The sequence below is a fragment of the Pseudomonas sp. RHF3.3-3 genome, from assembly GCF_048069595.1.
GTDB classification, from domain to species: Bacteria; Pseudomonadota; Gammaproteobacteria; order Pseudomonadales; family Pseudomonadaceae; genus Aquipseudomonas; species Aquipseudomonas fuscovaginae_B.
Genome location: NZ_CP182250.1, coordinates 4,889,961 through 4,912,577, shown reverse-complemented (window position 1 = coordinate 4,912,577; position 22,617 = coordinate 4,889,961). Strand labels below are relative to the sequence as shown.

General features: G+C 62.9%; 19 protein-coding genes. 12 read left to right on the top strand and 7 right to left on the bottom strand.

Annotated elements, in window-relative coordinates:
- Positions 1 to 139 precede the first annotated feature (139 nt).
- Complete coding sequence (locus ACMGT0_RS21485; protein WP_416769718.1) at positions 140 to 1,354, bottom strand: MFS transporter; 1,215 nt, start codon at positions 1,352 to 1,354, stop codon at positions 140 to 142.
- Positions 1,355 to 1,677: 323 nt separating this feature from the next.
- Between ACMGT0_RS21485 and ACMGT0_RS21480 the strand changes: the two genes are divergently transcribed.
- From ACMGT0_RS21480 to ACMGT0_RS21460, 5 genes are all read left to right on the top strand, one after another.
- Positions 1,678 to 2,871 carry a c-type cytochrome gene (locus ACMGT0_RS21480; RefSeq protein WP_416769716.1) on the top strand — a complete coding sequence of 398 codons (1,194 nt, stop codon included), beginning with the start codon at positions 1,678 to 1,680 and terminating at the stop codon, positions 2,869 to 2,871.
- Complete coding sequence (locus ACMGT0_RS21475) at positions 2,868 to 3,350, top strand: (2Fe-2S)-binding protein (protein WP_416769715.1); 483 nt, start codon at positions 2,868 to 2,870, stop codon at positions 3,348 to 3,350. The genes ACMGT0_RS21480 and ACMGT0_RS21475 overlap by 4 nt, the downstream gene beginning before the upstream one ends.
- A complete protein-coding gene (locus ACMGT0_RS21470; RefSeq protein WP_416769713.1) occupies positions 3,334 to 5,568 on the top strand; it encodes a molybdopterin cofactor-binding domain-containing protein in 2,235 nt (744 codons plus the stop codon). Before ACMGT0_RS21475 ends, ACMGT0_RS21470 begins: the two co-directional genes overlap by 17 nt.
- 50 nt (positions 5,569 to 5,618) lie before the next feature.
- Entirely contained in the window at positions 5,619 to 6,587 is a 969-nt protein-coding gene (locus tag ACMGT0_RS21465) for an XdhC family protein (RefSeq protein WP_416769711.1), read from the top strand.
- A 163-nt stretch (positions 6,588 to 6,750) separates the two neighbouring features.
- Entirely contained in the window at positions 6,751 to 7,863 is a 1,113-nt protein-coding gene (locus ACMGT0_RS21460; RefSeq protein ID WP_054064447.1) for an alkene reductase, read from the top strand.
- 60 nt (positions 7,864 to 7,923) lie between these two features.
- Here ACMGT0_RS21460 and ACMGT0_RS21455 read toward each other — a convergent pair whose 3' ends face one another.
- The 4 genes from ACMGT0_RS21455 to ACMGT0_RS21440 all read right to left on the bottom strand — a co-directional run bounded on the left by ACMGT0_RS21455 (position 7,924) and on the right by ACMGT0_RS21440 (position 12,773).
- Positions 7,924 to 8,793 carry an isocitrate lyase/PEP mutase family protein gene (locus tag ACMGT0_RS21455; RefSeq protein ID WP_054058097.1) on the bottom strand — a complete coding sequence of 290 codons (870 nt, stop codon included), beginning with the start codon at positions 8,791 to 8,793 and terminating at the stop codon, positions 7,924 to 7,926.
- 158 nt (positions 8,794 to 8,951) lie between these two features.
- Complete coding sequence (locus ACMGT0_RS21450; protein ID WP_416769709.1) at positions 8,952 to 10,799, bottom strand: acyltransferase family protein; 1,848 nt, start codon at positions 10,797 to 10,799, stop codon at positions 8,952 to 8,954.
- Positions 10,800 to 11,125: 326 nt separating this feature from the next.
- Positions 11,126 to 11,728 (bottom strand): hypothetical protein, encoded by a 603-nt coding sequence (locus ACMGT0_RS21445; protein ID WP_054064449.1) that lies wholly within the window; start codon positions 11,726 to 11,728, stop codon positions 11,126 to 11,128.
- 1 nt (position 11,729) lies between these two features.
- Entirely contained in the window at positions 11,730 to 12,773 is a 1,044-nt protein-coding gene (locus ACMGT0_RS21440) for an N-acetylmuramidase family protein (protein ID WP_054058094.1), read from the bottom strand.
- A 390-nt stretch (positions 12,774 to 13,163) separates the two neighbouring features.
- Between ACMGT0_RS21440 and ACMGT0_RS21435 the strand changes: the two genes are divergently transcribed.
- Complete coding sequence (locus ACMGT0_RS21435; RefSeq protein ID WP_054058093.1) at positions 13,164 to 13,982, top strand: alpha/beta fold hydrolase; 819 nt, start codon at positions 13,164 to 13,166, stop codon at positions 13,980 to 13,982.
- Positions 13,983 to 14,152: 170 nt separating this feature from the next.
- Positions 14,153 to 16,033, top strand: a complete 1,881-nt coding sequence (locus ACMGT0_RS21430) for an ATP-binding protein (protein ID WP_054058092.1) — start codon at positions 14,153 to 14,155, stop codon at positions 16,031 to 16,033.
- Positions 16,034 to 16,043: 10 nt separating this feature from the next.
- Here ACMGT0_RS21430 and ACMGT0_RS21425 read toward each other — a convergent pair whose 3' ends face one another.
- On the bottom strand, positions 16,044 to 16,748 hold the full coding sequence (locus tag ACMGT0_RS21425) for a cyclase family protein (RefSeq protein ID WP_054058091.1): 705 nt from the start codon (positions 16,746 to 16,748) through the stop codon (positions 16,044 to 16,046).
- A gap of 396 nt (positions 16,749 to 17,144) precedes the next feature.
- Positions 17,145 to 18,065, bottom strand: a complete 921-nt coding sequence (locus tag ACMGT0_RS21420; RefSeq protein WP_054059895.1) for an AraC family transcriptional regulator — start codon at positions 18,063 to 18,065, stop codon at positions 17,145 to 17,147.
- A gap of 105 nt (positions 18,066 to 18,170) precedes the next feature.
- Here ACMGT0_RS21420 and ACMGT0_RS21415 point away from each other — a divergent pair, with 105 nt between their 5' ends.
- From ACMGT0_RS21415 to ACMGT0_RS21395, 5 genes are read left to right on the top strand one after another with little or no spacing between them, the layout of a single operon-like run.
- Positions 18,171 to 18,731, top strand: a complete 561-nt coding sequence (locus ACMGT0_RS21415; protein WP_054059896.1) for a carboxymuconolactone decarboxylase family protein — start codon at positions 18,171 to 18,173, stop codon at positions 18,729 to 18,731.
- Positions 18,732 to 18,780: 49 nt separating this feature from the next.
- A complete protein-coding gene (locus ACMGT0_RS21410; RefSeq protein ID WP_054059897.1) occupies positions 18,781 to 19,851 on the top strand; it encodes an acyl-CoA dehydrogenase family protein in 1,071 nt (356 codons plus the stop codon).
- A complete protein-coding gene (locus tag ACMGT0_RS21405; RefSeq protein ID WP_054059898.1) occupies positions 19,848 to 20,690 on the top strand; it encodes an ABC transporter ATP-binding protein in 843 nt (280 codons plus the stop codon). Before ACMGT0_RS21410 ends, ACMGT0_RS21405 begins: the two co-directional genes overlap by 4 nt.
- Positions 20,656 to 21,855, top strand: a complete 1,200-nt coding sequence (locus ACMGT0_RS21400) for an ABC transporter substrate-binding protein (protein ID WP_054059899.1) — start codon at positions 20,656 to 20,658, stop codon at positions 21,853 to 21,855. Before ACMGT0_RS21405 ends, ACMGT0_RS21400 begins: the two co-directional genes overlap by 35 nt.
- Positions 21,855 to 22,610, top strand: a complete 756-nt coding sequence (locus tag ACMGT0_RS21395; protein WP_054059900.1) for an ABC transporter permease — start codon at positions 21,855 to 21,857, stop codon at positions 22,608 to 22,610. Before ACMGT0_RS21400 ends, ACMGT0_RS21395 begins: the two co-directional genes overlap by 1 nt.
- The last annotated feature ends 7 nt before the right edge of the window (positions 22,611 to 22,617 follow it).

Below are 22,617 nucleotides of genomic sequence, written 5' to 3'. Positions count from 1 at the left end.
CATATTCGGCGAGAGGGTGGGCTGGATAGGACGCATGTGCTGTTGCTGGCGCTTGTGGGGGCGCGCGGGTCTTGAGCGAAGCCTGGCGCAGGCTGGCAATGCGGGGCGTCCTGTTGCCAGCCTCTGCGGGCCTTACGGGTCAGCGCTTGCCCGCATGTCTGGCGAGGAAGATCACCAGGGCGAGGGCCGGGATCGCCGCTGCAGTGAGGATCGCGGTGGTCCAGCCGAAGCCCTCGTACAGGGGGCTCGCCACCATCGAACCCAGTGCCCCGCCTACGAAGATGCTGGTCATGAACACGGCATTGAGGCGTGCGCGGCTGTTGGGGTCCAGGGCGTAGACTTCACGCTGGCCGAGGACCATGTTCAGTTGCACCGCGAAGTCCAGGGCGATCGCCGCTGCCACCAGGCCCAGGTAGCCCAGTCCGGGGATGCCGCCGAGCAACAGCGCCACCGGGGCCAGTATCAACGCAACCAGGGTGCTGACATGGCCGTGGCCGGCGTCGGCGAGTCGCCCGGCAATGGGCGCGGCAATGGCACCCACCGCGCCGACCAGGGCAAACAGGGCCACCCCGTTCTGGCTGAAGCCGTAGTGACGGACCAGCTCGATCGGGACGATGGTCCAGAAGAAGCTGAAGCTTGCAAACAGCAGTCCCTGGTACAGCGAGCGTTCACGCAGAACCGCGTACTGCCTGGCCAGGCCGAAGACGGAGCCGATCAGGCGGCGGTAGGTGGTGTGATGGTTCGGCAGCCGTTCAGGCAGCAGCATCGCCACCAGGGCCGCAATCACCACCATCAGGACCGCGGCGCTGTAAAACACCCCTCGCCAGCCGAAGTACTCGGACAACAGGCTCGAGACCGGACGGGCGAGCAGGATGCCGAGCAGCAGGCCGCTCATGATGTTCCCGACCACTCGACCGCGGCTGCTTTCGGGGGCCATGTGCGCGGCCAGCGGGACCAGGATCTGCACGGCGACCGAGGTCAGGCCGATCATCAGCGAGGCTGTCAGGAACAGTGAGGGCGTTTGGGCGAAGCCGGCGGCCGCCAGGAAGGCGCCGACCACCAGCGTAAAGCCGATCACCAGCCGGCGGTTTTCCATCAGGTCCGCCAGGGGTACGAGGAACAGCAGCCCGGCGGCATAGCCGAACTGGGTCAACGAGACGATCAGGCTGGCATGTTCAGGTGAAAGGCCAATGCTCGGGGCAATCAGTTCGACGATGGGCTGGGCGTAGTAGAGGTTTGCAACGACGGCGCCACAGCAGAACGCCAGAAACGCAACCAGTGCCTTGGACAGGTTGGAGGGGGTGTCGGCATGCACCGACGTGAAAGCAGGAATTTCAGGGCTGCTCGCTGACATGGCGACATCTCCGAATGGGTTGAAAGGACAGGCACCAGCCTATGTGGGCGGCCCGGTTGCCGGAATACCCACTTCCGGCAACGAACCTGTGCACGTCGCGCAACGCCGGCAGCGTTGCGTGATGAGCAAAGCTTCCTTGCGCGAGGGCCCGATACCCTGGGGCATCAGGCTCATTTAGGCTCATTCCCCTCAACGGATCGGCACCGAACAAGCCGAGGTTGGAGACGAGGAGAGCGAGGTGGGTATCCATGTCCTGTAGGAAACTCTTGGCAACGGCGGCTGTGGCACTCGGAGTCGGGGGCGCGGCTGTAGCGTTCTGGCTCATGTGGCGCCCGGCAATCGATCCGATCGAGCGGCCGCCGGCCTTCGATGCGGCCCAGGTTGCCCGTGGCGCCAGGGTGGTGGTCGCCGGCGACTGCGCGGTCTGTCACACCCGTCCCGGCGGGAAGTACCTGGCGGGCGGGCTCCCGCTGGTGACGCCGTTCGGCACGCTCTACAGCACCAACATCACGCCCGACGCCGAGACGGGCATTGGCAAGTGGTCGCTCCAGGCGTTCCAGCGGGCCATGCGCGAAGGTGTGTCGCGGGATGGGCACTTTCTGTATCCGGCCTTCCCGTACAAGCACTATCGCCTGCTCGACGATCAGGACATCGCGGACGCCTACAGCTACCTCATGAGCGGGCCGGCGGTGCATGAACCGGCGACCCCCAACCGCATGAGCTTCCCGATGAACATCCGGCCGCTGGTGTCGGGCTGGAACCTGCTGTTCCTGCCTACGGCCCCCTTCGAAGCGACAGCGCAACAGTCGGCGCAGTGGAATCGCGGGCGTTATCTGGTCGAGGGCGCGGGCCATTGTGGCGGCTGCCATACCCCCTTGAACTTCCTCGGTGCGCAGAAGGACAGCCAGGCACTCTCCGGTGGCGTGGTCGATGGATGGGCCGCGCCCTCCCTGCTCGGCCTGGCCAGCCGCGAGAATCCCTGGACCCAGGCGCAACTGGTGGGGTATCTGCAGGCTCGCGTGGTGCCGGAACAGGGCACTGCGGCCGGGCCCATGCGCCCGGTCAGCCAGGAACTGGCCCGGCTGCCGCAGAGCGATGTCGAAGCGATTGCCGGATACCTGCTGAGCCTGCCGGCGGAAGAGGCCAGGGCGCCCGTCAAGGCACCGGGTATTGCGGCCCCGGCCGCGACAACCGACCTCGGCCGCGACCTGTTCCAGGGCGCCTGTGCCGGCTGCCACGGTGCGTCGGCACCCATGCGCAAGATCGATGGCAGGCCAGCGCTCGCGGCGACCTCCGCCGTCCAGGCGCGCGATGCGCGCAACTTCATCAAGACCGTCCTGGAAGGCATACCACCGACACCCGGCGAGCCCGGCCCGGCGATGCCGCCTTTCGCTGCCAGCCTGGGCGACCGGCAACTGGCAGCCCTGGCCGCCTTCGTGCGGCATCAGGCGAATCCCGATCAGCCGTGGAGCGATGTGGACTCGACCATTCAGGCCCTGCGCGAGGAAACCCGATGAGCAACGTGAATCTCACTGTCAATGGCAAGGTGCATAGCCTGGATCTGGATCCGGACATGCCATTGCTCTATGCCCTGCGTAACCACCTGGAACTCAACGGCGCCAAGTATGGCTGCGGGCTGGGCCAGTGCGGGGCCTGCACCGTCATCGTCGATGACCAGCCGGTGTTCTCCTGTGTGACCCCGTGCGCGGGAATGGAGGGCCGCCAGATCCGCACCGTGGAGAGCCTGGGTAGTGCCGAACGCCCCGGCCCCTTGCAGCAGGCGTTCATCGACACCCAGGCCGCCCAATGTGGCTATTGCATCGCCGGCATGATCATGCGTGCCCAGGCCCTGCTGGAGAAGAATCCTCGGCCGGACGAGAACACCATCCGCGCGCACATGGCAACCAACCTGTGCCGCTGCGGTACGCACCTTCGCATCCTTGAAGCCATCACCCGCGTCGTTGAAAACGGTGGAATCCATGTCGTCCAAAACTGAGTTCGGTCGTCGCGCGTTTCTCCAGGGCAGCAGCCTGCTGATGGCATTTACCCTGATGCCGGCGGCCCGCAAGGTATTGGCCGATACCGAAGTCGACACGCTCGGCACTGCCGTCCTCGCGCCGGACCTGCCAGGCAGCCTGCGAACCAACCCTTACCTCGATGCCTGGATCCGGATTGGCGCCGAAGGCATCACCGTCTATACCGGCAAGGTGGAACTCGGTACTGGCGTCAGGACCGCGCTGTTGCAGATCGCTGCGGAGCGCCTGGACGTAACGCCGGGGAAGGTGAATTTCCTGACGGCCGACACTGCCCTGACCCCGAACGAGGGCTACACGGCCGGCAGTCATACGATTTTCGACAGCGGTACCGCCCTGTTCAACGCCGCCGCGCAGGTCCGGCAGATGCTGCTGGACTCCGCCGCCAGGCAGTGGGGCATGGACGTCGCGACGCTGAAGACGGGCGATGCCATGATCACCGCCCCCTCCGGTGCCCGGATGAGTTATGCCGATGCGGTGGCTGGCGTGGATCTGCACCAGTATGCCCAGGCCCGGTCACCGGATATCTCACCCGAACAGTTCAAGCTCATCGGTCACGCGATTCCTCGCCTCGATATTCCGGCAAAAGTCACCGGGGGCGCCGCGTTCGTCCAGGACATGCGGCTGCCGGGGATGCTCCATGCCCGCGTGATTCGGCCGCCGCGGCCAGGCAGTCAGCTCACCGCATTCGATGCGCGGGCGATCGAGGATTTGCCAGGTGTCGTCGCTGTGCTGAGGGATGGCAACTACCTGGCGGTGGTCGCCAGGGACGAATGGCAGGCGGTGAAGGCCATGCGGGCGGGTTATGAATCGGCGACCTGGACCGGTGGCGAGGTGATTCCGGACCAGGCCGTCATTCATCAGCTATTGCCCCGCCTGCCGTCCCGGCGTTACCCGATCAGGCATGAGGGCAGCGCAGCGCCTTCTGCCGGCAAGACCTATCGGGCACGCGCCACCAAGCACTACCTGATGCATGGCTCGATCGGGCCGTCCTGTGCGCTGGCCTGGTTCAAGGACGGCACGCTGACGGTCTGGACCCATACCCAGGGCGTGTTCCCGCTGCGTGCCGGGATTGCCGAGATGGTCGGCCTGGCGGTGACCGCCGTGCGCTGTATCCACGTTGAAGGGGCGGGTTGCTACGGGCATAACGGTGCCGATGACGCCGCCGCCGATGCCGCGCTCATTGCCATGCGCGTGCCCGGCGTGCCGGTGCGTGTGCAATGGATGCGCGAGCAGGAAAACCTCTGGGAGCCCTACAGCTCGGCGATGATCACCGAGCTTGAGGCCAGCCTGGACCGCAACGGTCGCATCGGCAACTGGAAGTACGAACTCTGGACGACGCCACATAACGAGCGCATCACCAACGCCGGCCGGCTGGTACCGGCCCGGATGCTGGCCCGTCCGTTCACCTCTATGCCGTCGATTCCGATCGCCCAGCCCGAGGGCGATGGTGACCGCAACGCGATCCCGTTGTACGAGACGGGTTCCAGCAGCATCGACATGAATTTCATTACCCAGATGCCGTTCCGTACCTCGGCGATGCGCTCGCTGGGGGCGCATATCAACGTGTTCGCCATCGAGGCCTGCCTGGACGAATTGGCCGGTCAGGCCGGGGTCGATCCTGTCGAATTCAGGCTTGCCCATCTCGGCGACCCTCGGGCAAGGGCCGTCATCGAAAGAGCGCGGGATGAATTCGGCTGGCCACGCCGGGGCTCGATGCCGGGCAGCGGTATCGGCATGGGCTTTGCCCGCTACAAGAACATCATGGGGTATTGCGCCGTTGCCGTGGAAATCCAGGTCCATCCGCAAACCGGCGAAATCGGGATCGAACGGGTGGTCACCGCCGTGGACGTCGGGCAGATCGTCAACCCGGACGGGCTACGCAACCAGGTCGAAGGCGGCATCGTCCAGTCGAGCAGCTGGACCCTCTTCGAAGCGGTGAGCTACGACGCGGGCGGAGTTCGCAGCTACGACTGGAGCGGGTATCCGATCCTGCGTTTTCCTCAACTGCCCCGGCATGTCGAGGTGCACATGATCGACCAGCCGGGCCAACCTTTCCTGGGCGCGGCTGAAATCGTCCAGGGCCCGATGGCGGCCGCCCTGGGCAACGCAATCGCCGATGCCACGGGGCACAGGCGGCTGGCCCTGCCGCTGGCGCGGACGCTCGACAAAGAAGGGTGACCCATTCGATGTTCGATGGCTTGAGCCGGAATTGGCGAGGGTAAGGATAAATGCAGCATCTGGATGTGACGGTTCTTGAACAGGCCCTGGCCTGGGCCGATGAAGGCAAAAGCGTATGGCTGTGCACGGTGCTCTCGACCTTCGGTTCCGCGCCCAGGTCGCCAGGGGCCATGCTGGTTGCCATCCGCTCGGGTGCCCACAGTGGCTCATTGTCCGGTGGCTGTGTGGAAGAGGAATTTATCGATGCGCTTGGCCGCGGCGAGCATAGGGCGCCAGCCCAGGTCGTCAGCTATGGGAGGACGCCCGAAGAGCGCAGCCGCTTGCAACTGCCCTGCGGCGGCAGCCTGGACGTGCTGGTCGAACACCGGCAGGCGAGCGTTGAGTGGCGAGCGCATTTGAGGCAACTGCTCGACGCTTTGCGTGGGCAGCGCCGACTGACGCGGGTGATCGAGCTGGAGAGCGGGCAGTTCAGCATCAAGCGCCACCTGGACGGTGCGCAGGCCGTGATATGGGCAGGCAACCGCCTGGAACTGAACCTGGGGCCGGCCCTGCGCCTGTTGCTCGCGGGGTTATCGCCAGTCGCCCAGGCCTGTGGCCAGTTTGCCCGTGCGCTCGGGTTCGAGGTGATCGCCTGTGACCCACGGGAAGAAGCGGCGGTGCTGGCGATCGAGGGCATTGCGCTGATTCCGATGTTGCCCTCGGTCTACATTGCCAACGGCGGTTGCCATGAGGCCACCGCTGTTGTTGCCCTGACCCATGATCCCCGGATCGATGACCTCGCGTTGATGGAGGCCGTGCACACGCCGGCTTTCTACATCGGCGCCATGGGCTCGCGGCGAACTTCGGACAAACGTGCTGAACGGTTGCAGCGGATAGGCCGGCTGTCCGCTTCGGATATCGATCGCCTGCACATGCCCATCGGCCTGGATATCGGCAGTCGCACACCGGCTGAAATTGCCCTGTCCGTGATGGCCGACGTCCTGCGTGTGTATCGGGGCAAGGCGCGCACCGCGCTATGAGCGAGATCGACCGGTAGCCCATTGCGAGTTGCGCAACGCACTTGCCCGGTATCGAGTGATTATCAAGTTCGAAGTTTGATTTTAATCTCGCTACATCGCAACAACAGCAATATCACGGCAACTTTCATCTGTATTGAAACCTACTTGAAAAAGGAACTGACCCATGATCGGTAATCTTTTCGCGCCCATTCGCGTGGGCGCCCTGGAACTTCCCCATCGTATTGCAATGGCGCCTCTGACCCGCTCGCGCGCCGGCCAGCCGGGGGATGTTCCCACTGAAATGACGGTTGAATATTACGGCCAGCGAGCCAGTGCCGCGCTGATCATTACCGAGGCCACGCAAATCTCCCAACAGGGGCAGGGATATGCCTGGACCCCCGGCATTTATACGCCTGCGCACATTCAAGCCTGGAAGCGGGTGAGTGATGAGGTACACGAACGGGACGGCCGCATTTTCATGCAGTTGTGGCATGTGGGGCGCGTATCGCATCCAAGCTTCCAGCCTGGTCATGCGTTGCCCGTGGCCCCAAGCGCCATCGCGGCACCGGGCAAGACCTTCATCGTCGACGAAGACGGCCAGGGGGTATGGGGCGATGTACCGGTTCCTCGTGCCCTGGAAACCGAGGAGGTCGCCGGCATCATCGACGACTACCGCCATGCTGCGCTCAATGCCATCGAGGCTGGCATGGACGGTGTTGAAATCCATGCGGGCAACGGCTACCTGCTTGACCAATTCATCAACAGTAACAGCAACAGGCGCACGGACCCCTACGGCGGTTCCTACCAGAACCGTGCCCGCCTGCTGTTGGCGATCGTGCAGGCGGTCTCGAAAGAGATCGGGGCGGATCGCGTCGGGGTGAGGCTGACCCCAATGGGGCGGTTCATGGGCATGGGCGACGACACGCCAATGGAAACCTTCACCTATATCGTCGAGTCGCTGAACCGCTACGGGCTGGCGTACCTGCACCTGGTCGAGCCCGCCGTCGTCGGCACGGTCAAGGACGAGAGCCTGGACCCGCGCTGGGACGAAATCATCCTGAAGCTGCGTGCGGCCTGGCAAGGTGTGCTGGTGATCGCCGGGGGATATGACCCGGCGTCCGCAGAAAAGGCGATCCGGGAGGGGCGTGCGGACATTGTGGCCTTTGGCCGGGCGTTCCTGGCGAACCCTGATTTGCCACGGCGGATCCGTGAGGGGCTTGACCTCAATACCCCCGACCCAACGACCTTTTTCGGCGGTGACGAGCGGGGTTACATCGACTACCCGGTCCACCCGTGACAGGGCCGCCCGGTCCCTGGGCGACAGGTTGCAGCGCCTACCGCTGCCGTTCGGCCCGCGTCACTCTTGCACGTCCATGAACTCTTTCGCCCAGGCCACGTAGCTCTCGGGGAAGGTATAGGTGTGGGTCAGCTCGGTGGCGCTGAGGTTCGAGGTGCTGTGGGTGACTTGGCGCTGGGCCCGGAGGCTGTCGTAGGTGGCCTTGATCGAGGCGAAGTAGGCCCCGTGGCCGGCGACGATCACACGCACGCCCAGGTCCGCCAGGCGCTGGCTATCATTGAGTTTCGGGTTGCCGTAGGTCACCAGCATCAGCGGTACGCTGAGGTTTTCGGCGATCTGCTCGAGGTGTTCGAAGTCACTGATGCCGACCATGCAGATGCCGTCGGCGCCGGCCTTTTCATAGGCCCTGGTGCGTTCGATGATGGCCTGGGTCGGCAGTACTCCGGCGTTGGTCCGGGCGATGATCGTCAGCTCCGGGTCGACACGGGCCTCGAGGGCGGCCTTGACCTTGCCGATGCCTTCCTCGATGGAGATCAGGTCGGTGGACTTGCGGCCGAACTGCGCAGGCAGCAGGGTGTCTTCGATCGTCAGCGCCGCGACACCGGCGCGTTCGAGCTCCTCGACGGTACGCATCACATTGAGGGCGTTACCATAGCCGTGGTCGGCGTCCGCGATGAAGGGCAACTGGGCGACACGGCCGATCCGCGTGGCCTGTTCGACGAATTCACTCAGGGTGATCAGGGCGAAGTCGGGGGCTGCCAGCACCTGCAGCGAGGCGACCGAGCCACCGAGGATGCCGACCTCGAACCCAAGGTCGGCCGCGATCCGCGCGGACATCGGGTCGAACACGGACGCGGTTTCGACACAGGCTGGTTTGGCAAGCAATTCACGGAAGTTGCGACGAAGAGCGGTGTGGGAGATTTTCGGCATGATCTTTCCTGGTTCTGGCCATCGTCAAATACGATCTATGCCTATTCATTGATCCGGCGAGACTACCACGCGGGAACGGGGGCAGTTATGACGTTTGAGAATAGGCCATGCATCAAGCACATAGGCTTGGCCCATGGCGCTGAAGCTTCTCGCCGACTCTACCGGGCAATCGCGCCGACTTTCCGGGCGATCGCCTCCATGACCGCTTCCTGGGTTTTGGCGATGATCAGTCCCGGAGTCTCTTCATAATTCAGCCCGCCCCATTCGACCGTGGTATCGAACTGGACGCCATAAAACTTGTTGGCATAGCTGACGATATTATATCGGTACGCCTTTTCCACCTTCACCAGGACGGCGGGCGGCACGGGTGTCCCCGAGGTGGTTTCAGCGACTTTCTGGTGGATCGCTTCACTGACCGCGTCCTGAGTATCGCCGATGATCAGTCCCGGGGTTTTTTCATAATCGGGGCCTCCCCACTCGATCGCGGTGCCGAACTGGATGCCATAGAATTTATTGGCGTAGTTGACAATATTGTATCGATACTCCAGTTCGACTTTCACCAGGGTGGCGGTAGGCCCCTGCACGGGGGCAGGCGTGTTACCGGACTTCCTATGAATGGCCTCGCTGACCTCTTCCTGGGTGGTGGCGACGATCAGGCCCGGAGTCTGTTCATAGTTATGTCCGCCCCACTTGATGTCCGTGCCGAATGGGACACCGTAAAACCTGTCGTCATAGTTGACGATATTGTATTGAAGCGTCGACTCGACCTTCACGAGGATCGCGGGAGGTGCCTGCTTCGGTGTATAGGACGTCAGCCAGGCAATATACAGGCAGGCGGTGACCGTCGCCGCTCCGGTCCAGGCCAATGGTTTGCGCAAGCCTGTGGACCAGGCGGGGGAGGCGGCAGTGACGATCTTGCGCTGCCGCCATTTATTGAAGGGCGTTTCAATGGCGAAACAGGCAAACCAGGCAACCAGGAGCGAAGTCCCGATGATGATCGCCTGGGTTGAGTAGGTTCCCTCGGGTAGGCCGACATCCCCCAGCATCATGCCGATGATCAGTCCATGAACGATGTAGAGCGGGTAGCTGAACTCGCCCAGCCAGCGATCGATACGACTGTCTTTCCAGAGCAGGAAAACAAAGGGCAGGCAGAAGGCAAAGGCGCAATAGAACAGCCAGAGTGGCAGCGTATCGTAGCCTGTGGCTCTGCTGACGACTGGGTAACCACCGGACAACAGTATGTAAAGAGTGCCGCCGAGTACGATGAGGTTAACCGGTATGGTCGCGTTTTCCAGCAGCGGCCACTTGATCAGTTTTCGGTAGAAATAGTAGCCCAGGCTTCCCATGAGGAAAAAACACAGCGTCGAAGGCAGGAAGTAATATCCCCAGCCAAACGGGTTGAACGTTTCCCGCATGTCCCAGAACACCAGGCGCACCAGCAGGCTGGCAATCAGCACGATGATGATTCTGCGGCGACTGTGAACGATGAATGGCGCCAGAATGTAGAATATGAGCTCGATTGAGAGTGTCCAGGCCTGCCCAATGAGCATTATGGTGTTCTTAAAATAGGAACTATCGATGTGCGAGCCGATAAAGCTCGTATAGGCATTGCTGTCGTAACTGGCGAGTGAATAGGCTGTCAGCTGGTGCCAGTCCTGGCCGAGAATGAACAGATTCATGAAGACCAGGCTGGCCTGGCCTGAGAAACCATGTCCCATGTTGGCGGTGAAGACATTTGGCGTGTCGGTATAGAAGTACCAGACTATCATGAACAGCAGCATGGCCAGGTACACAGGGAATATCCTGAATACTCGGGAGAGATAGAATCTGGCGATCCACGGTGTGTCGGATTTTAGGTATTTCTCGTTGATGACCAGGGTCATGTAGAACCCCGAAATCATGAAAAAGAACATCACCGCGATTGAGGCATGAAGCCAATGGAAAGGCGCTTTCGGGGTATGGTGTACGAGAACCGATAAAGCCAGAAACAAGCGAAGCATTCCCATTTTGCCGAAATCCTTTTGCCACCGGAGTGATTCTTTCAATTCGAAGAGGCGAGAGGTGCATTTTTAGTCGAAAAATGTGTCAGCGGGAACCATGCATGAAGCGGCATGTGAGGTCCTGGAACACGGTTCCATGCCTGTTGCGTCGGCATTTGACCGGGGCAGAGTAAACCAGTGAGGCAGAGGAGGGTAGGTCCGTCTTGCTCGAATCTGGCCAAGGATGGCCAGAGCGTGGCATGGAGAGGCCTTTCCGTGAGAGGGCGCCGCATTGTCACGGTTGCAGGGGCGGCGGGCCAGTCGGACCGCCGCTCCCACGCAAAGGCAGGGGATCAGTGCTGGGGTACGCTCAGGCGCGAGTACTGGTCCTGGCTGATCCAGCCGGTGAAGGTGCGGTCCTTGGCATTGGTGAACTCGACCTGCGCGGCGCCATCCTTGTAGGCCAGTACGCCGACGACATCGCCCTTGACGATGTAGGGGCCCTTGGTGGCCTTGGCGTCCGGGGTCTTCTGCAGCAGGGCCTTGTCAGCCGAGACGGTGACCAGTCCGATCCAGTTCTTGCTCGCGGTCCGGGTCAGGTCCAGGCCGGTGGCGATTTCCGGCATCAGTACATTCATGCAGCCGGGGTGCTGTTGGCCCTGTTCCACGGTCAGGGTCACGCCATCGGCCGAGGGTTTCACGCTGCCCGGATAGACTTCGTCGAGCCAGGTCGACAGGGTCGCGGGCTTGCCCTGCAGGTAGAAGGCGCAACTGAAGGTGTTGCCTTCACCACGCTCTTCGGCATAGAACCCTTCGACCTGGTGATCCGGCGTGACCGCCAGCATCAACTGCTCATACTTGCCCGAATGCAGCTCTGCGGCGAAGGCCGAGGTGCCGGCACACAGCGAAATCGCCCCGGCGATCAGCCAGCGGCAAACGGAGAATTTACGCGTCATGTCATTTTTTTCCTTCAAGTTTTTCGTAGGCCTTTTTAATGCGCGAGTCATAGTCGCCATAATCCTTGCCGTTGTAGTTGGACGCCATGCCGACGTAATCCTTGTTCTTCATCGCCTTTATCAAGGCCGGGCTCTTCAGGCAAAAGCCGACGAATGCCTTGAGTTGCGTACCGGCATTGAGTTTCATGTCGGTGACGAATTCAAAGACATTCTTGTAGCCACAGGCGGCATAGTTGAAACCCATGACCTGAAACATGCCCCAGGACGCCGACATCAATGCGGCTTCCTGATCCAGGCCGAAAGCGGTGGCCATGGTTTCCCAGGCCTTGGCCTGATCCTTGTTATTGACCTGCCACTGGGGGCCGGCCTTTTTCACATAGGGGTAGGACAGCAGCGGATGGGTCTTGTCGTACTTGCTCTTGGTGTACTTGCGGAAGGTATGCCCTTCGAAGGCGATCACCGGCAGTTTGGCCGGGCCGAAGCCGGAGCGGCCACCGGATTCGACGGTGGCGAAGGCCTTGATGATGTTCACAGGAATGCCGTTGCCCAGTTGCGTGGCGGCATTCTGGAAGTCGGTGTCGCTCAGGGTCATGTTGCCGTCGCACGTGGCCTGCAGCACCATCTGGCGGTTGCGCCGCTCGGCTTCGATCATCGCGCGCATGCGGTCCAGGTAGTGGTTGACCGTGGCCTGGACATCGCCGCCACTGTTGGCGAATGCGTTGAAAAAAGTCGGCAGGCGCAGGCCGAAGTTCGGCTTGACCGGCACCTTGATCGCTTCTTCGATCAGGCTGTTGAAGGTTCGGCCGGTCGGGTCGACGACGCCATCAGGGTGGGCGTACTTGAGATGGCGGAACTGATACTGGCTGATGCACTGCACCAACTGGGCGTCGCACTTGCCATTTTCCTGCAGCGGGAAACCCATCTTCGGGATGATCAGGTTAAACAAGTACTGGATGCATTGAACATCGGCGGGCAAGTTTCGAGCCTTGCCGGGGGCACCTACTGACGCACTGATAAGGCTAGGCAAACCCTGCAGATTTTTCATCGTCGACATCCTTGTTATGTTGTAGAGAAAGACAGAAAGTGCCATCACTTTAATATCATTTCTGTATCTCTATCATACGTTGAAACATTTGGCTGGCGGAAACTAACAAGCAGTTTTTGGGTTGTCCAGAGGCTGTTTGGAAAGTTGTGAAATGGCCATCATCCAATGGCGGGGAACAGCACAACCGCACCCTGTGATTGCGGGTGCATACTGCCTGCCGCCGATTCGTTGCGTGGGCTGGACGAGACAGCACATGCCTGCAATTCCGCGTGGCGGGTTCCGGGGATAGTAGGCGGGACGGGCAGCCCGATGGCCGCTCGCCGGTGAGCCCGCAGCGCTGCTTGCGGCTTGCCTCCTTGCCGATTCGACCCATGACCCACAGGAGTTTGTATGAGCACATTCGTGACACGTGATGGCACCGAGATCTATTACAAGGACTGGGGCACAGGCAAGCCGGTGCTGTTCAGCCATGGCTGGCCGCTGGATGCGGACATGTGGGAATACCAGATGGAGTACCTGAGCAGCCGTGGCTATCGCACCATCGCTTTCGACCGGCGCGGTTTTGGTCGTTCCAGCCAGCCCTGGAGCGGTTATGACTACGACACCTTCGCCGACGATCTGGCCCAACTGATCGAGCACCTGGACCTCGAAGCCGTCACCCTGGTGGGCTTCTCCATGGGCGGTGGCGATGTCAGCCGCTACATCGCCCGTCACGGCAGCAAGCGGGTGGCCGGGCTGGTCCTGCTGGGGGCGGTGACCCCGCTGTTCATCCAGACCGAAGACCACCCGCAGGGCGTGCCCCAGGCGGTATTCGATGGCATCAAGGCCGGCCTGCTCAAGGACCGTGCGCAGTTCATCGCCGATTTCGCCGCGCCGTTCTACGGCATCAACCACGGCCAGGTGGTTTCCCAGGGCGTGCTGACCCAGACCCTGAACATTGCCCTGCTGGCCTCGCTCAAGGGCACCCTGGATTGCGTGAGCGCATTCTCCGAAACCGACTTCCGTGCGGACATGGCCACCATCGACGTACCGACGCTGGTGATCCACGGCGACGACGACCAGATCGTGCCTCTGGAAGCCACCGGCAAGCTGGCGGCCGCGTTGATCCCCGGGGCCCGCCTGAAGGTCTATGCCGGCGCGCCGCACGGTTTCGCGGTGACTCACGCCGCTCAACTGAACGAAGACCTGCTCGCCTTCCTCCGCGACTGACGACCGGGCGGGAACCGGCTTGTCGGCGAGCCGGTTCCCCTGGGCACCTGCGTGAACCTCAGCATGACCTGACGGGGGTGTGTTTTCCCCACGCATGACTTATTCTCGACGGCGATACCCGGGAAGAGCTTGTGGAGCCCGGTGTCAGACGGCAATGGAGGCCGTATCGCATGTTCAAGGTCAGGCGAAAAATTGGAATTTTGCTGCTTGTCTACGTCGTCGGTGTCAGTGGCTACATCTACTATCTTCACGCCCAGGCTCAACGCATTCTGACCGACAGCATCAACAACAAGCTGTTGCATGCGGCACTGGGTGGGGCAGCGATTCTCGGCGACCGCTACCACAATGATCTGGTCGACAGGCATTCGAAGTCCGAAGCGGAGGACCTGGATGCCATCCGCAAGCTTTCGCGTTTCAACGAGTCCATGGGCACCGCCTTCGTCTACACCGTGATCAAGCGGGGCGGTGAGGCCATTCTGGTCAGCTCCAGTGCTTCGGCCAAGGAAGTCCAGGAAAACAACTTCGTCCGCTTCTTCGATCCTTACCCCGATGCCAGCCAGACCCTGCTCGACAGCTTCGACCAGACGGGGCCGAGCTGGATCGACTACACCGATCACTGGGGCGACTTTCGTGCGGTCTTCGTGCCCATGAAGTCCCAGGACGGCACGCCCTATGTCGCCGGGGCGGAAATCACTCTGGCCGACTACTACCACGAGCTGAACCAGGACTCCCTGCACCACATCGTATTGGCCATCCTGGTTTTCCTGTCCTTCAGCCTGCTGTTTGTCATCGACGCGCTGCGCATGCGCACCCATCTGCGCCAGCTGCAGACCAACGAGCAGGTCCTGAAGCAGGCCAAGATCGCCGCCGAAGAAGCGGACCGGATGAAAAGCCAGTTCCTGGCGACCATGAGCCATGAGATCCGCACGCCCATGTACGGGGTGATCGGCGCGACCGACCTGCTCTGGGCAACGCCCCTGACTGCGCAGCAGAGCGATCTGCTGGGCACCATTCACACCAGCGGCAAGACGCTGCTGGCGCTGATCGACGACATTCTCGACCTGGCCAAGATCGAGTCGGGAAAACTCGATCTCAGGCCTCGCGTGTTCGAACTGCACAGCCTGGTCGCCTCGAGCGTCGAGATGGTCCGGCAGAACCTGCGTGACAAGCCGGTCACGCTTGAGGTCACGGTATTCCCGCAGGTGCCGAACCTGGTCAAGACCGATCCTGATCGCCTGCGCCAGATCCTGATCAATCTGCTGGGCAATGCGATCAAGTTCACCGAGACCGGAGAGGTGTCGCTGACGGTGTCGCTCGGCGACAGCGAGTCACCGCCGCGGCTGAACTTCTCCATTCGTGACACCGGCGTCGGTATTCCCGCAGAGCGGCATGGCAGCCTGTTCAAGCCGTTCACCCAGTTTGAGGGCGCGAACAATCAGCGTTTCACCGGTAGCGGCCTGGGGTTGTCGATCTGCAAGAACCTGATCGAGGCCCAGGGCGGCATCCTGTCGTTCAGCAGCCTGTTCGGCGTCGGTTCGACCTTTGCGTTTTCGTTGCCGATCGAGCCTTTCTCCGAACAGGAAATTCCGGTCGCCGGCGAGCACCCGGCACTGGAATTCGACGCCTCGTTCGCCAGGCACTATCCGCTGGACATCCTGCTGGTGGAGAACCACGAACTGAACCAGAAGGTTGCCACGGCGATGCTGCAGACCCTGGGGTACGAACCGGACCTGGCCTGCGATGGCCTCGAGGCGCTGGACAGGTGCCGGCGGGCCTTGCCGGCAGTGATCCTGATGGATATCAACATGCCGGGCATGGACGGCATGGAAGCCATCCGGCGGATCCGTGAATTGCCGTTGGGCGACAGGTGCTACATCGTCGCCTTCACTGCGAGTGCCTTTTCGAACGAAATCGAGCATTTCCGGGCCGCTGGCGCCAACGACATCCTGACCAAGCCGGCCAGCTTCCAGGGGTTCGCCGATGTCCTGCGCCGCTCGGCGGACCACCGGGCGCAGTTCGAGGTCAGCGCTCCGGTGGTCGAGGGGGCCTGAGCCGAAGGGCTCAGGGGGCGAATGCCATCACCGAGGCGGGGGAGCCGGAGCCATCCTTGAGCCGCAGCAGGCCGATCACCAGTGTGGTGCCCTTGGCCGGCAACTGGTCGAGGTTGGTCAGGCACTCCAGGATGATGCCGTTCTTGGCCAATACCAGGCTGTTGGTGGCGTACACCGTATCCTGGCCCGGGTCGGCGCCGTGGGTGTCGGTGCCGACTCCGGCGATGTGGCGTTCGTTGACCAGGAACGCCGCGGTGTCGCTGCCCAGCCCGGGGAAGTGCAGGCCACCCTTGTCGTCTGCGTTGAAGAAGCGCTTGGGGTCGTTCCAGTAGTTCTGCCAACCGGTATGGAGCAGCACCACGGAGTCCTTGGCGATGCGTCCATGCTTCTGTTCCCAGTTCCTGATGTCCTGGACGCTGATCACATAGTCGGGGTTGGCCTGGGCCTGGGAGCGCACATCGATCACCACCGCCGGGCGTACCAGCGACTCGGGTTTGTAGGCGTCGATCCCGACCCCGTCGGCGTGGAAACTGTTCGGCGCATTGATATGGGTGGCGCTGTGTTCGCCCATGCTGAAGCTGCGCAGGTAGTAGCCATCCTTTTCCTGGGTGGCCACCGTGTTGAACACCACCGGAGGATCGTGGGGCCAGAGCGGGATGGTGGGGGCGATGACGTGACTGAGGTCGATGACCTTGCGAAACTGGATACTCTGCATTCCCTTTGCTTCCTTCTCCCCTGCGAAACCCTGGGTGATGCCGGTTGCCAGCCATACGCTCAGCAGTCCGACAGACAGCCGCCTGAGTCTCGCCTTGTGTTGTCTTGATAGTTCCATGATGTTGCCTGCTCCTTCGGACATCCAGGGACTCCTGCCCTGGTTCCCGCCGAGTCTATCCATACTTCGCGTCGGGACGCCATGACGATCGGAGCGGGGTGTAAACCTCCTTCCACCAGTCGGGCGTGTCGTCGCCCTAGGCTGTGTACGAAATTGTTTGAAACGCAGGTTAGGCAAGGCAAAAACCGGCGAGGAAGCGCAGTTGACTGGTTGTCAATGAGCATTCCGAGCCGGTTTTTAACACCGCATAACCAAGTTTCAAGCGATTTCGTACATAGCCTAGTGGGCTTGTGACGGTTCGTGTTGTCGACGATACGCTCCCGGCTGCACCCCGACCGCCTTGGTGAACGCCCGGGTGAACGCCGCGATCGACTGATAGCCGACCGCCGCGCAGACCTGCTCCACGGTGTGGTTGGCCTTGAGCAACTGACAGGCATGGCGCATGCGCAGCGCCAGCAGCACCTGGCCCGGCGATTGCCCGGCCAGTTCGTTGAAGCGCTTGAAGAACGCCGACCGCGACAGCCCGGTACAGGCCGCCATGCTTTCCAGGGACCAGTTCTGTGCGGGGCGTTCGATCAACTGTTCCAGCAATGGTGCAAAGCCCGGGTGCCGGGCCAGCGATACCAGGCCACCGAGGTCCTGGTTGTCGGCCACCTGCTGGCGCAGCACGTACAGGAACAGCAGGTGACTCAGGCGTTCCAGCAGGGCCGGGGAGGGCGCCGGCTGGCGTTGGCATTCCTCCAGGATCAGTTCGAACAGGGACCGCGCCGCGCTCGATGAGGGATCGCCGGCGCGCAGCACGATCCAGTCCGGCAGCCCGTCGATGATCAGGGACGACAGCCCCGAGCGGAAGTGAAAGAACCCGCAGACCAGGCCGACGCCATCCTGGGCTTCGCCGTCGAGTGCGGTCATGGCCATGCGCGGCAGCGCCCTGGCTTGCAGGCGGTCCTCGGCGCTGGACAGGCGGTAGTCCATATCCTGCAGCAGGAATACCGCATCCCCGGCGTTCAGACGGACGCCGGCTTGCGCTCCATCAATATGCAGCCAGCAGTGTCCCTGCACTATCAGGTGGAAACTGGCCCGGGCCAGGCCATGGGTACTGGCGTGCCAGCCGCCGCAGTAGCGGCCTACGTGAAACAGGCTGGTGTCGAGTTCGAGGCTGTCTAATAACCAATCAACCAATGGGCTGGACGAAATCATCTAATGGAAACACTCAGGAGCAAGTAATCGCTACTTTTGAATATGGATCGAAATTCTTATAACCAACAGACTTGTCGGACACCCCACACAGCAGGAGTCCACTCCATGTCGCGCGTCACTCTACACACTCTGCAAAGCGCCCCTGAAGCGGCCAGGCCCTTTCTGGAAAACGCCCAGAAGAACTCCGGGTTCATTCCAAATCTGCTGGGCGTGCTCGCCAATGCCCCGGCGGCCCTGGAAACCTACGTTACGGTATCGGGGCTCAACGGCAAAGCCGAACTGAGCCTGGCCGAGCGCGAAGTGGTGCAATTGATCGCCGCCACCACCCACGGCTGCGATTTCTGCGTCGCCGGGCACACCGCGGTGGCACTGAACAAGGCCAAGCTGCCGGACGAAGTGGTCGGCGCCCTGCGTGGCCAGAGTGAATTGCCCGAGGCAAAACTCGAAGTACTGGCTACCTTTACCCGGGAAGTCATCGCCACCCGCGGCAATGTCAGCGAGCCGACCTTCAATGCCTTCAAGGAGGCCGGATACACAGAAGGTAACGCCCTGGAAGTGATTCTCGGCGTGAGCCTTGCGACACTCTGCAACTTCGCCAACGTGTTCGCCCGTACCCCGCTCAACCCGGAACTGGCCAAGTACCGCTGGCAAGCTGCGGGTCAATGATTCAACGGCGCCGGCGGTGACCCGGCGTCGCGCTCAAGGAGAAAATCACATGCTTGATCCGGCATTGAGCCAATGGCTGGATGAACACGCCCAGGCCCTGGACCTGGGACAGTGCGATCCGCAGGGGGTGTTGTCGCAATTGGCGGCAGCCGGCGTGCTGCGGGTGGGCGTCGATGAAGCGGCGGGCGGCAGCGGTGGCAATGTCACCGATGCCATCGAGACGCTGGCCCGCGTCGCCAGTCATTCCCTGGCGGCGGCCTTCGTGTTCTGGGGGCAGCGTGCCTTCATCGAATACCTGCTGCACAGTCCCAACACAGCCCTGCGCGAGCGCCTGTTGCCTAACCTGCTCAGCGGCGAGCTGGCCGGTGCGACCGGGTTGTCGAACGCCATGAAGTTCCTGTCGGGCATCGAGTCGCTGCAGGTGCGCGCCCAGGCCCAGGCCGATGGCTGGCAGCTCGATGGCCGTCTGCACTGGGTGACCAACCTGCGCAAGAGCGGTTTCGTCGTCGCGGCGGCGATCGAGGGTGAGGAGGGCGGTGCACCCTTCGTCCTGGCGATTCCGGACAACCTGGCCGGCCTGCGGCGTTCCGAGGATCTGCAACTGATGGGGCTGCAATCGAGCAATACCGCGGCCATCGATCTGTGCCAGGTGAACGTCGGCAGCGAGTGGTTGCTGCACGCGGATGCCAAGCGTTTCCTGCCCGCCGTCAGGCCTGCGTTTCTCGGCCTGCAATGCGGCATGGCGATTGGCCTGAGCCGCCGGGCACTGAGTGAAGTCGAACAGCACCTGCAGGATGGGCGCTCGATCCTGCGCGAACCGCTGGTCGAGCAACGGCAGGTGCTGGAGCAGGCGGTGGAGGCATTGAAGTGCGGGCTGCTCGAGGGCCGTTTCCTGGCGCGTCCGGCCGACCTGTTCCAGATTCGCATCAGCCTCGCCGAAGTGGCCGCCCAGGCTGTGCAGCTGGAGTTGCAGGCCAGCGGCGGCAAGGCCTACCTGAGCGAGTTCGGCAGCGGTTTCGCCCGGCGCTGGCGGGAATCGGCATTCGTGCCGATCGTCACGCCGAGCCTGGTGCAACTGCGCACCGAACTGCAGCGTCAGGCGCGGGAAGCCGTGGCATGAGTGCGCTGCTGCTCGAAGCCCGGCAGATCAGTCTCGGCTATCCGCGGGAGCAGGGCTGGCAGGCGGTGCTGGAAGCTTTCGACCTGCACTTGAAACCCGGCGAGGTGGTGTCGATCCTGGGACCGAGCGGGGTCGGCAAGTCCAGCCTGCTGCGGGTGCTGGCCGGCTTGCAGGCGCCCCATGGCGGCCAGGTGAGTCTCCACGGCGAGCGCCTTGAGGGGCCGCATCCGCGCGTGGCGGTGGCCTTCCAGGATCCGAGCCTGCTGCCCTGGCTGAGCCTGGAGAAGAACGTCGCCTTCGGCCTGGACTTCGCCCGCCAACCGAAGTTGAGCGCGCAGCAACGCCAGGCCCGGATCGATGCCGCGATCAGTGAAGTCGGTTTGCAGCATGCCCGCGAGCATTACCCGGCGCAGCTCTCTGGCGGCATGGCCCAGCGCACGGCGCTGGCCCGCTGCCTGGCCCGTCAGCCGCAGGTGCTGTTGCTGGACGAGCCGTTCGGCGCCCTCGACGAAGTCACCCGTGCGGACATGCAGCAATTGCTGTTGCGGGTGATTGCCGAACATCACACGGCCGCAGTGCTCATCACCCATGACATCGATGAAGCCCTGCTGCTGTCCGATCGTATCCTGCTACTGGGGAACAGCCCGGCGCGGACGCTCGGTGAATGGCGTATCGACCTGCCGCAACCGCGTGCCGAACTGGTCGACGAACTGGGTGCCCTGCGCATCGAGATTCTCAAAACCCTTCGGCGGGCAAGCCGCAACCCTCTCAATTCAACACAGCCCGAACCGTCGGAGATGGATCATGTGCCTGGACGACTTCACCCACACTCGTCGTGACTTCCTCAAACTCAGCGCCCTGCTGACGGCCGGCGGCGCCCTGCCGCTGCTCAACAGCCGGAAGGCCCGTGCGGCCTTGGAGCCGGATGCGCCGGTACGCATCGGTTACCTGCCGATCACCGACGCCACGCCGCTGCTGGTGGCCCATAACAACGGCCTGTTCGAGGCCGAGGGCATCAAGGCCGAGCGCCCGGTGCTGCTGCGCAGTTGGGCGCAGGTGATCGAGGCGTTCATTTCCGGGCAGGTCAACGTGATCCACCTGCTGTCGCCGATGACCGTCTGGGCCCGCTATGGCAGCAAGGTGCCGGCCAAGGTGGTGGCCTGGAACCATGTCGGCGGCTCGGGCCTGACCGTCGCCCCCGGCATCACCGAGATCCGTCAGTTGGGCGGGCAATCGGTAGCGATTCCGTTCTGGTACTCGATCCACAACGTGGTGGTACAGCAACTGTTCCGTGACAACGGCCTGCAACCGGTGAGCAAGCCGGCCAACAGCGCGCTGGCGGCCAACGAGGTCAACCTGGTGGTGCTGCCGCCGTCGGACATGCCACCGGCCCTGGCCAGCAAGCGCATCGCCGGCTACATCGTCGCCGAGCCGTTCAACGCCCTGGCCGAGGAACTCAAGGTCGGTCGGGTCCAGCGCTTCACCGGCGACGTCTGGCGCAACCACGCCTGCTGCGTGGTGTTCATGCACGAGCAGGACCTGAACGCTCGCCCCGAGTGGTCGCAGAAGGTGGTCAACGCCATCGTCAAGGCGCAGTTGTGGACGCGGGATAACCGCGCCGAGGCGGCCAGGCTGCTGTCCAAGGAGGGCAGCAACCGCTACACGCCCCATACCCCGCAGGTGCTCGGCCGGGTGCTGACGCCCAATGCCGCCGAGCGCGACGCCTACCTCGCCAGCGGCGCGATCCGCCATGGCAACTGGGACGAGCAGCGCATCGACTTCCAGCCCTATCCGTTCCCCAGCTACACCGAGGAACTGGTCCGGCGCCTGAAGGACACCCTGATCGAAGGCGACAAGGGCTTCCTCGCCAACCTCGATCCGGCGCAGACCGCCCGCGACCTGGTGGACGACCGCTTTGTGCGCAACAGCATCGCGGCGGTGGGTGGGCTCAAGGCGTTCGGCCTGCCGGACAACTTCGAGCGTAGCGAGGAGTTCAGCATCTGATGGGCAAGCCGTTGTGGAACTGGCTGCTGGGCATTGCCGGGCTGTTGAGCCTGCTGCTGGCCTGGTGGCTCGGGGTGCATCTGTTCGGCAGCGCCGATGGGTTGTCGGCCCGCTTCTCGCCACAGGCGACCCTGGCCAGCCTGGTCGAACTGCTCGGTCGTGCCGAGCTCTACGAGCACATTCTGGTCAGCCTCAAGCGGATCCTGGTCGGCCTGGCGCTGGCCCTGCTGATCGGCGTGCCCCTGGGCCTGCTGATCGGCAGCTACCGTCATCTGGAGGCGGCGACCACGCCGGCCTTCCAGTTCCTGCGGATGATCTCGCCGCTGTCGTGGATGCCGGTGGTGGTGATGCTGATGGGGGTGGGCGACCAGCCGATCTACTTCCTGCTGGCCTTCGCCGCGGTCTGGCCGATCATGCTCAACACCGCGGCCGGCGTGCGCCAGCTCGACCCGCGCTGGTTGCAGTTGAGCCGCAGCCTCAGCGCCACCCGCTGGGAAACCCTGCGCAAGGTCATCCTGCCGGGGGTGCTCGGCCATGTGCTGACCGGCGTGCGGTTGTCCATCGGCATTCTCTGGATCGTGCTGGTGCCGTGCGAAATGCTCGGTGTCAGCGCCGGCCTGGGTTATTTCATTCTCGACACCCGTGACCGCCTGGCCTACTCGGAACTGATGGCGATGGTGCTGCTGATCGGTCTGCTCGGCTTTGCCCTGGATGCCCTGGCGCGCGGCCTGCATCGGCGCTGGGCACACGCCTGAAGCTTTA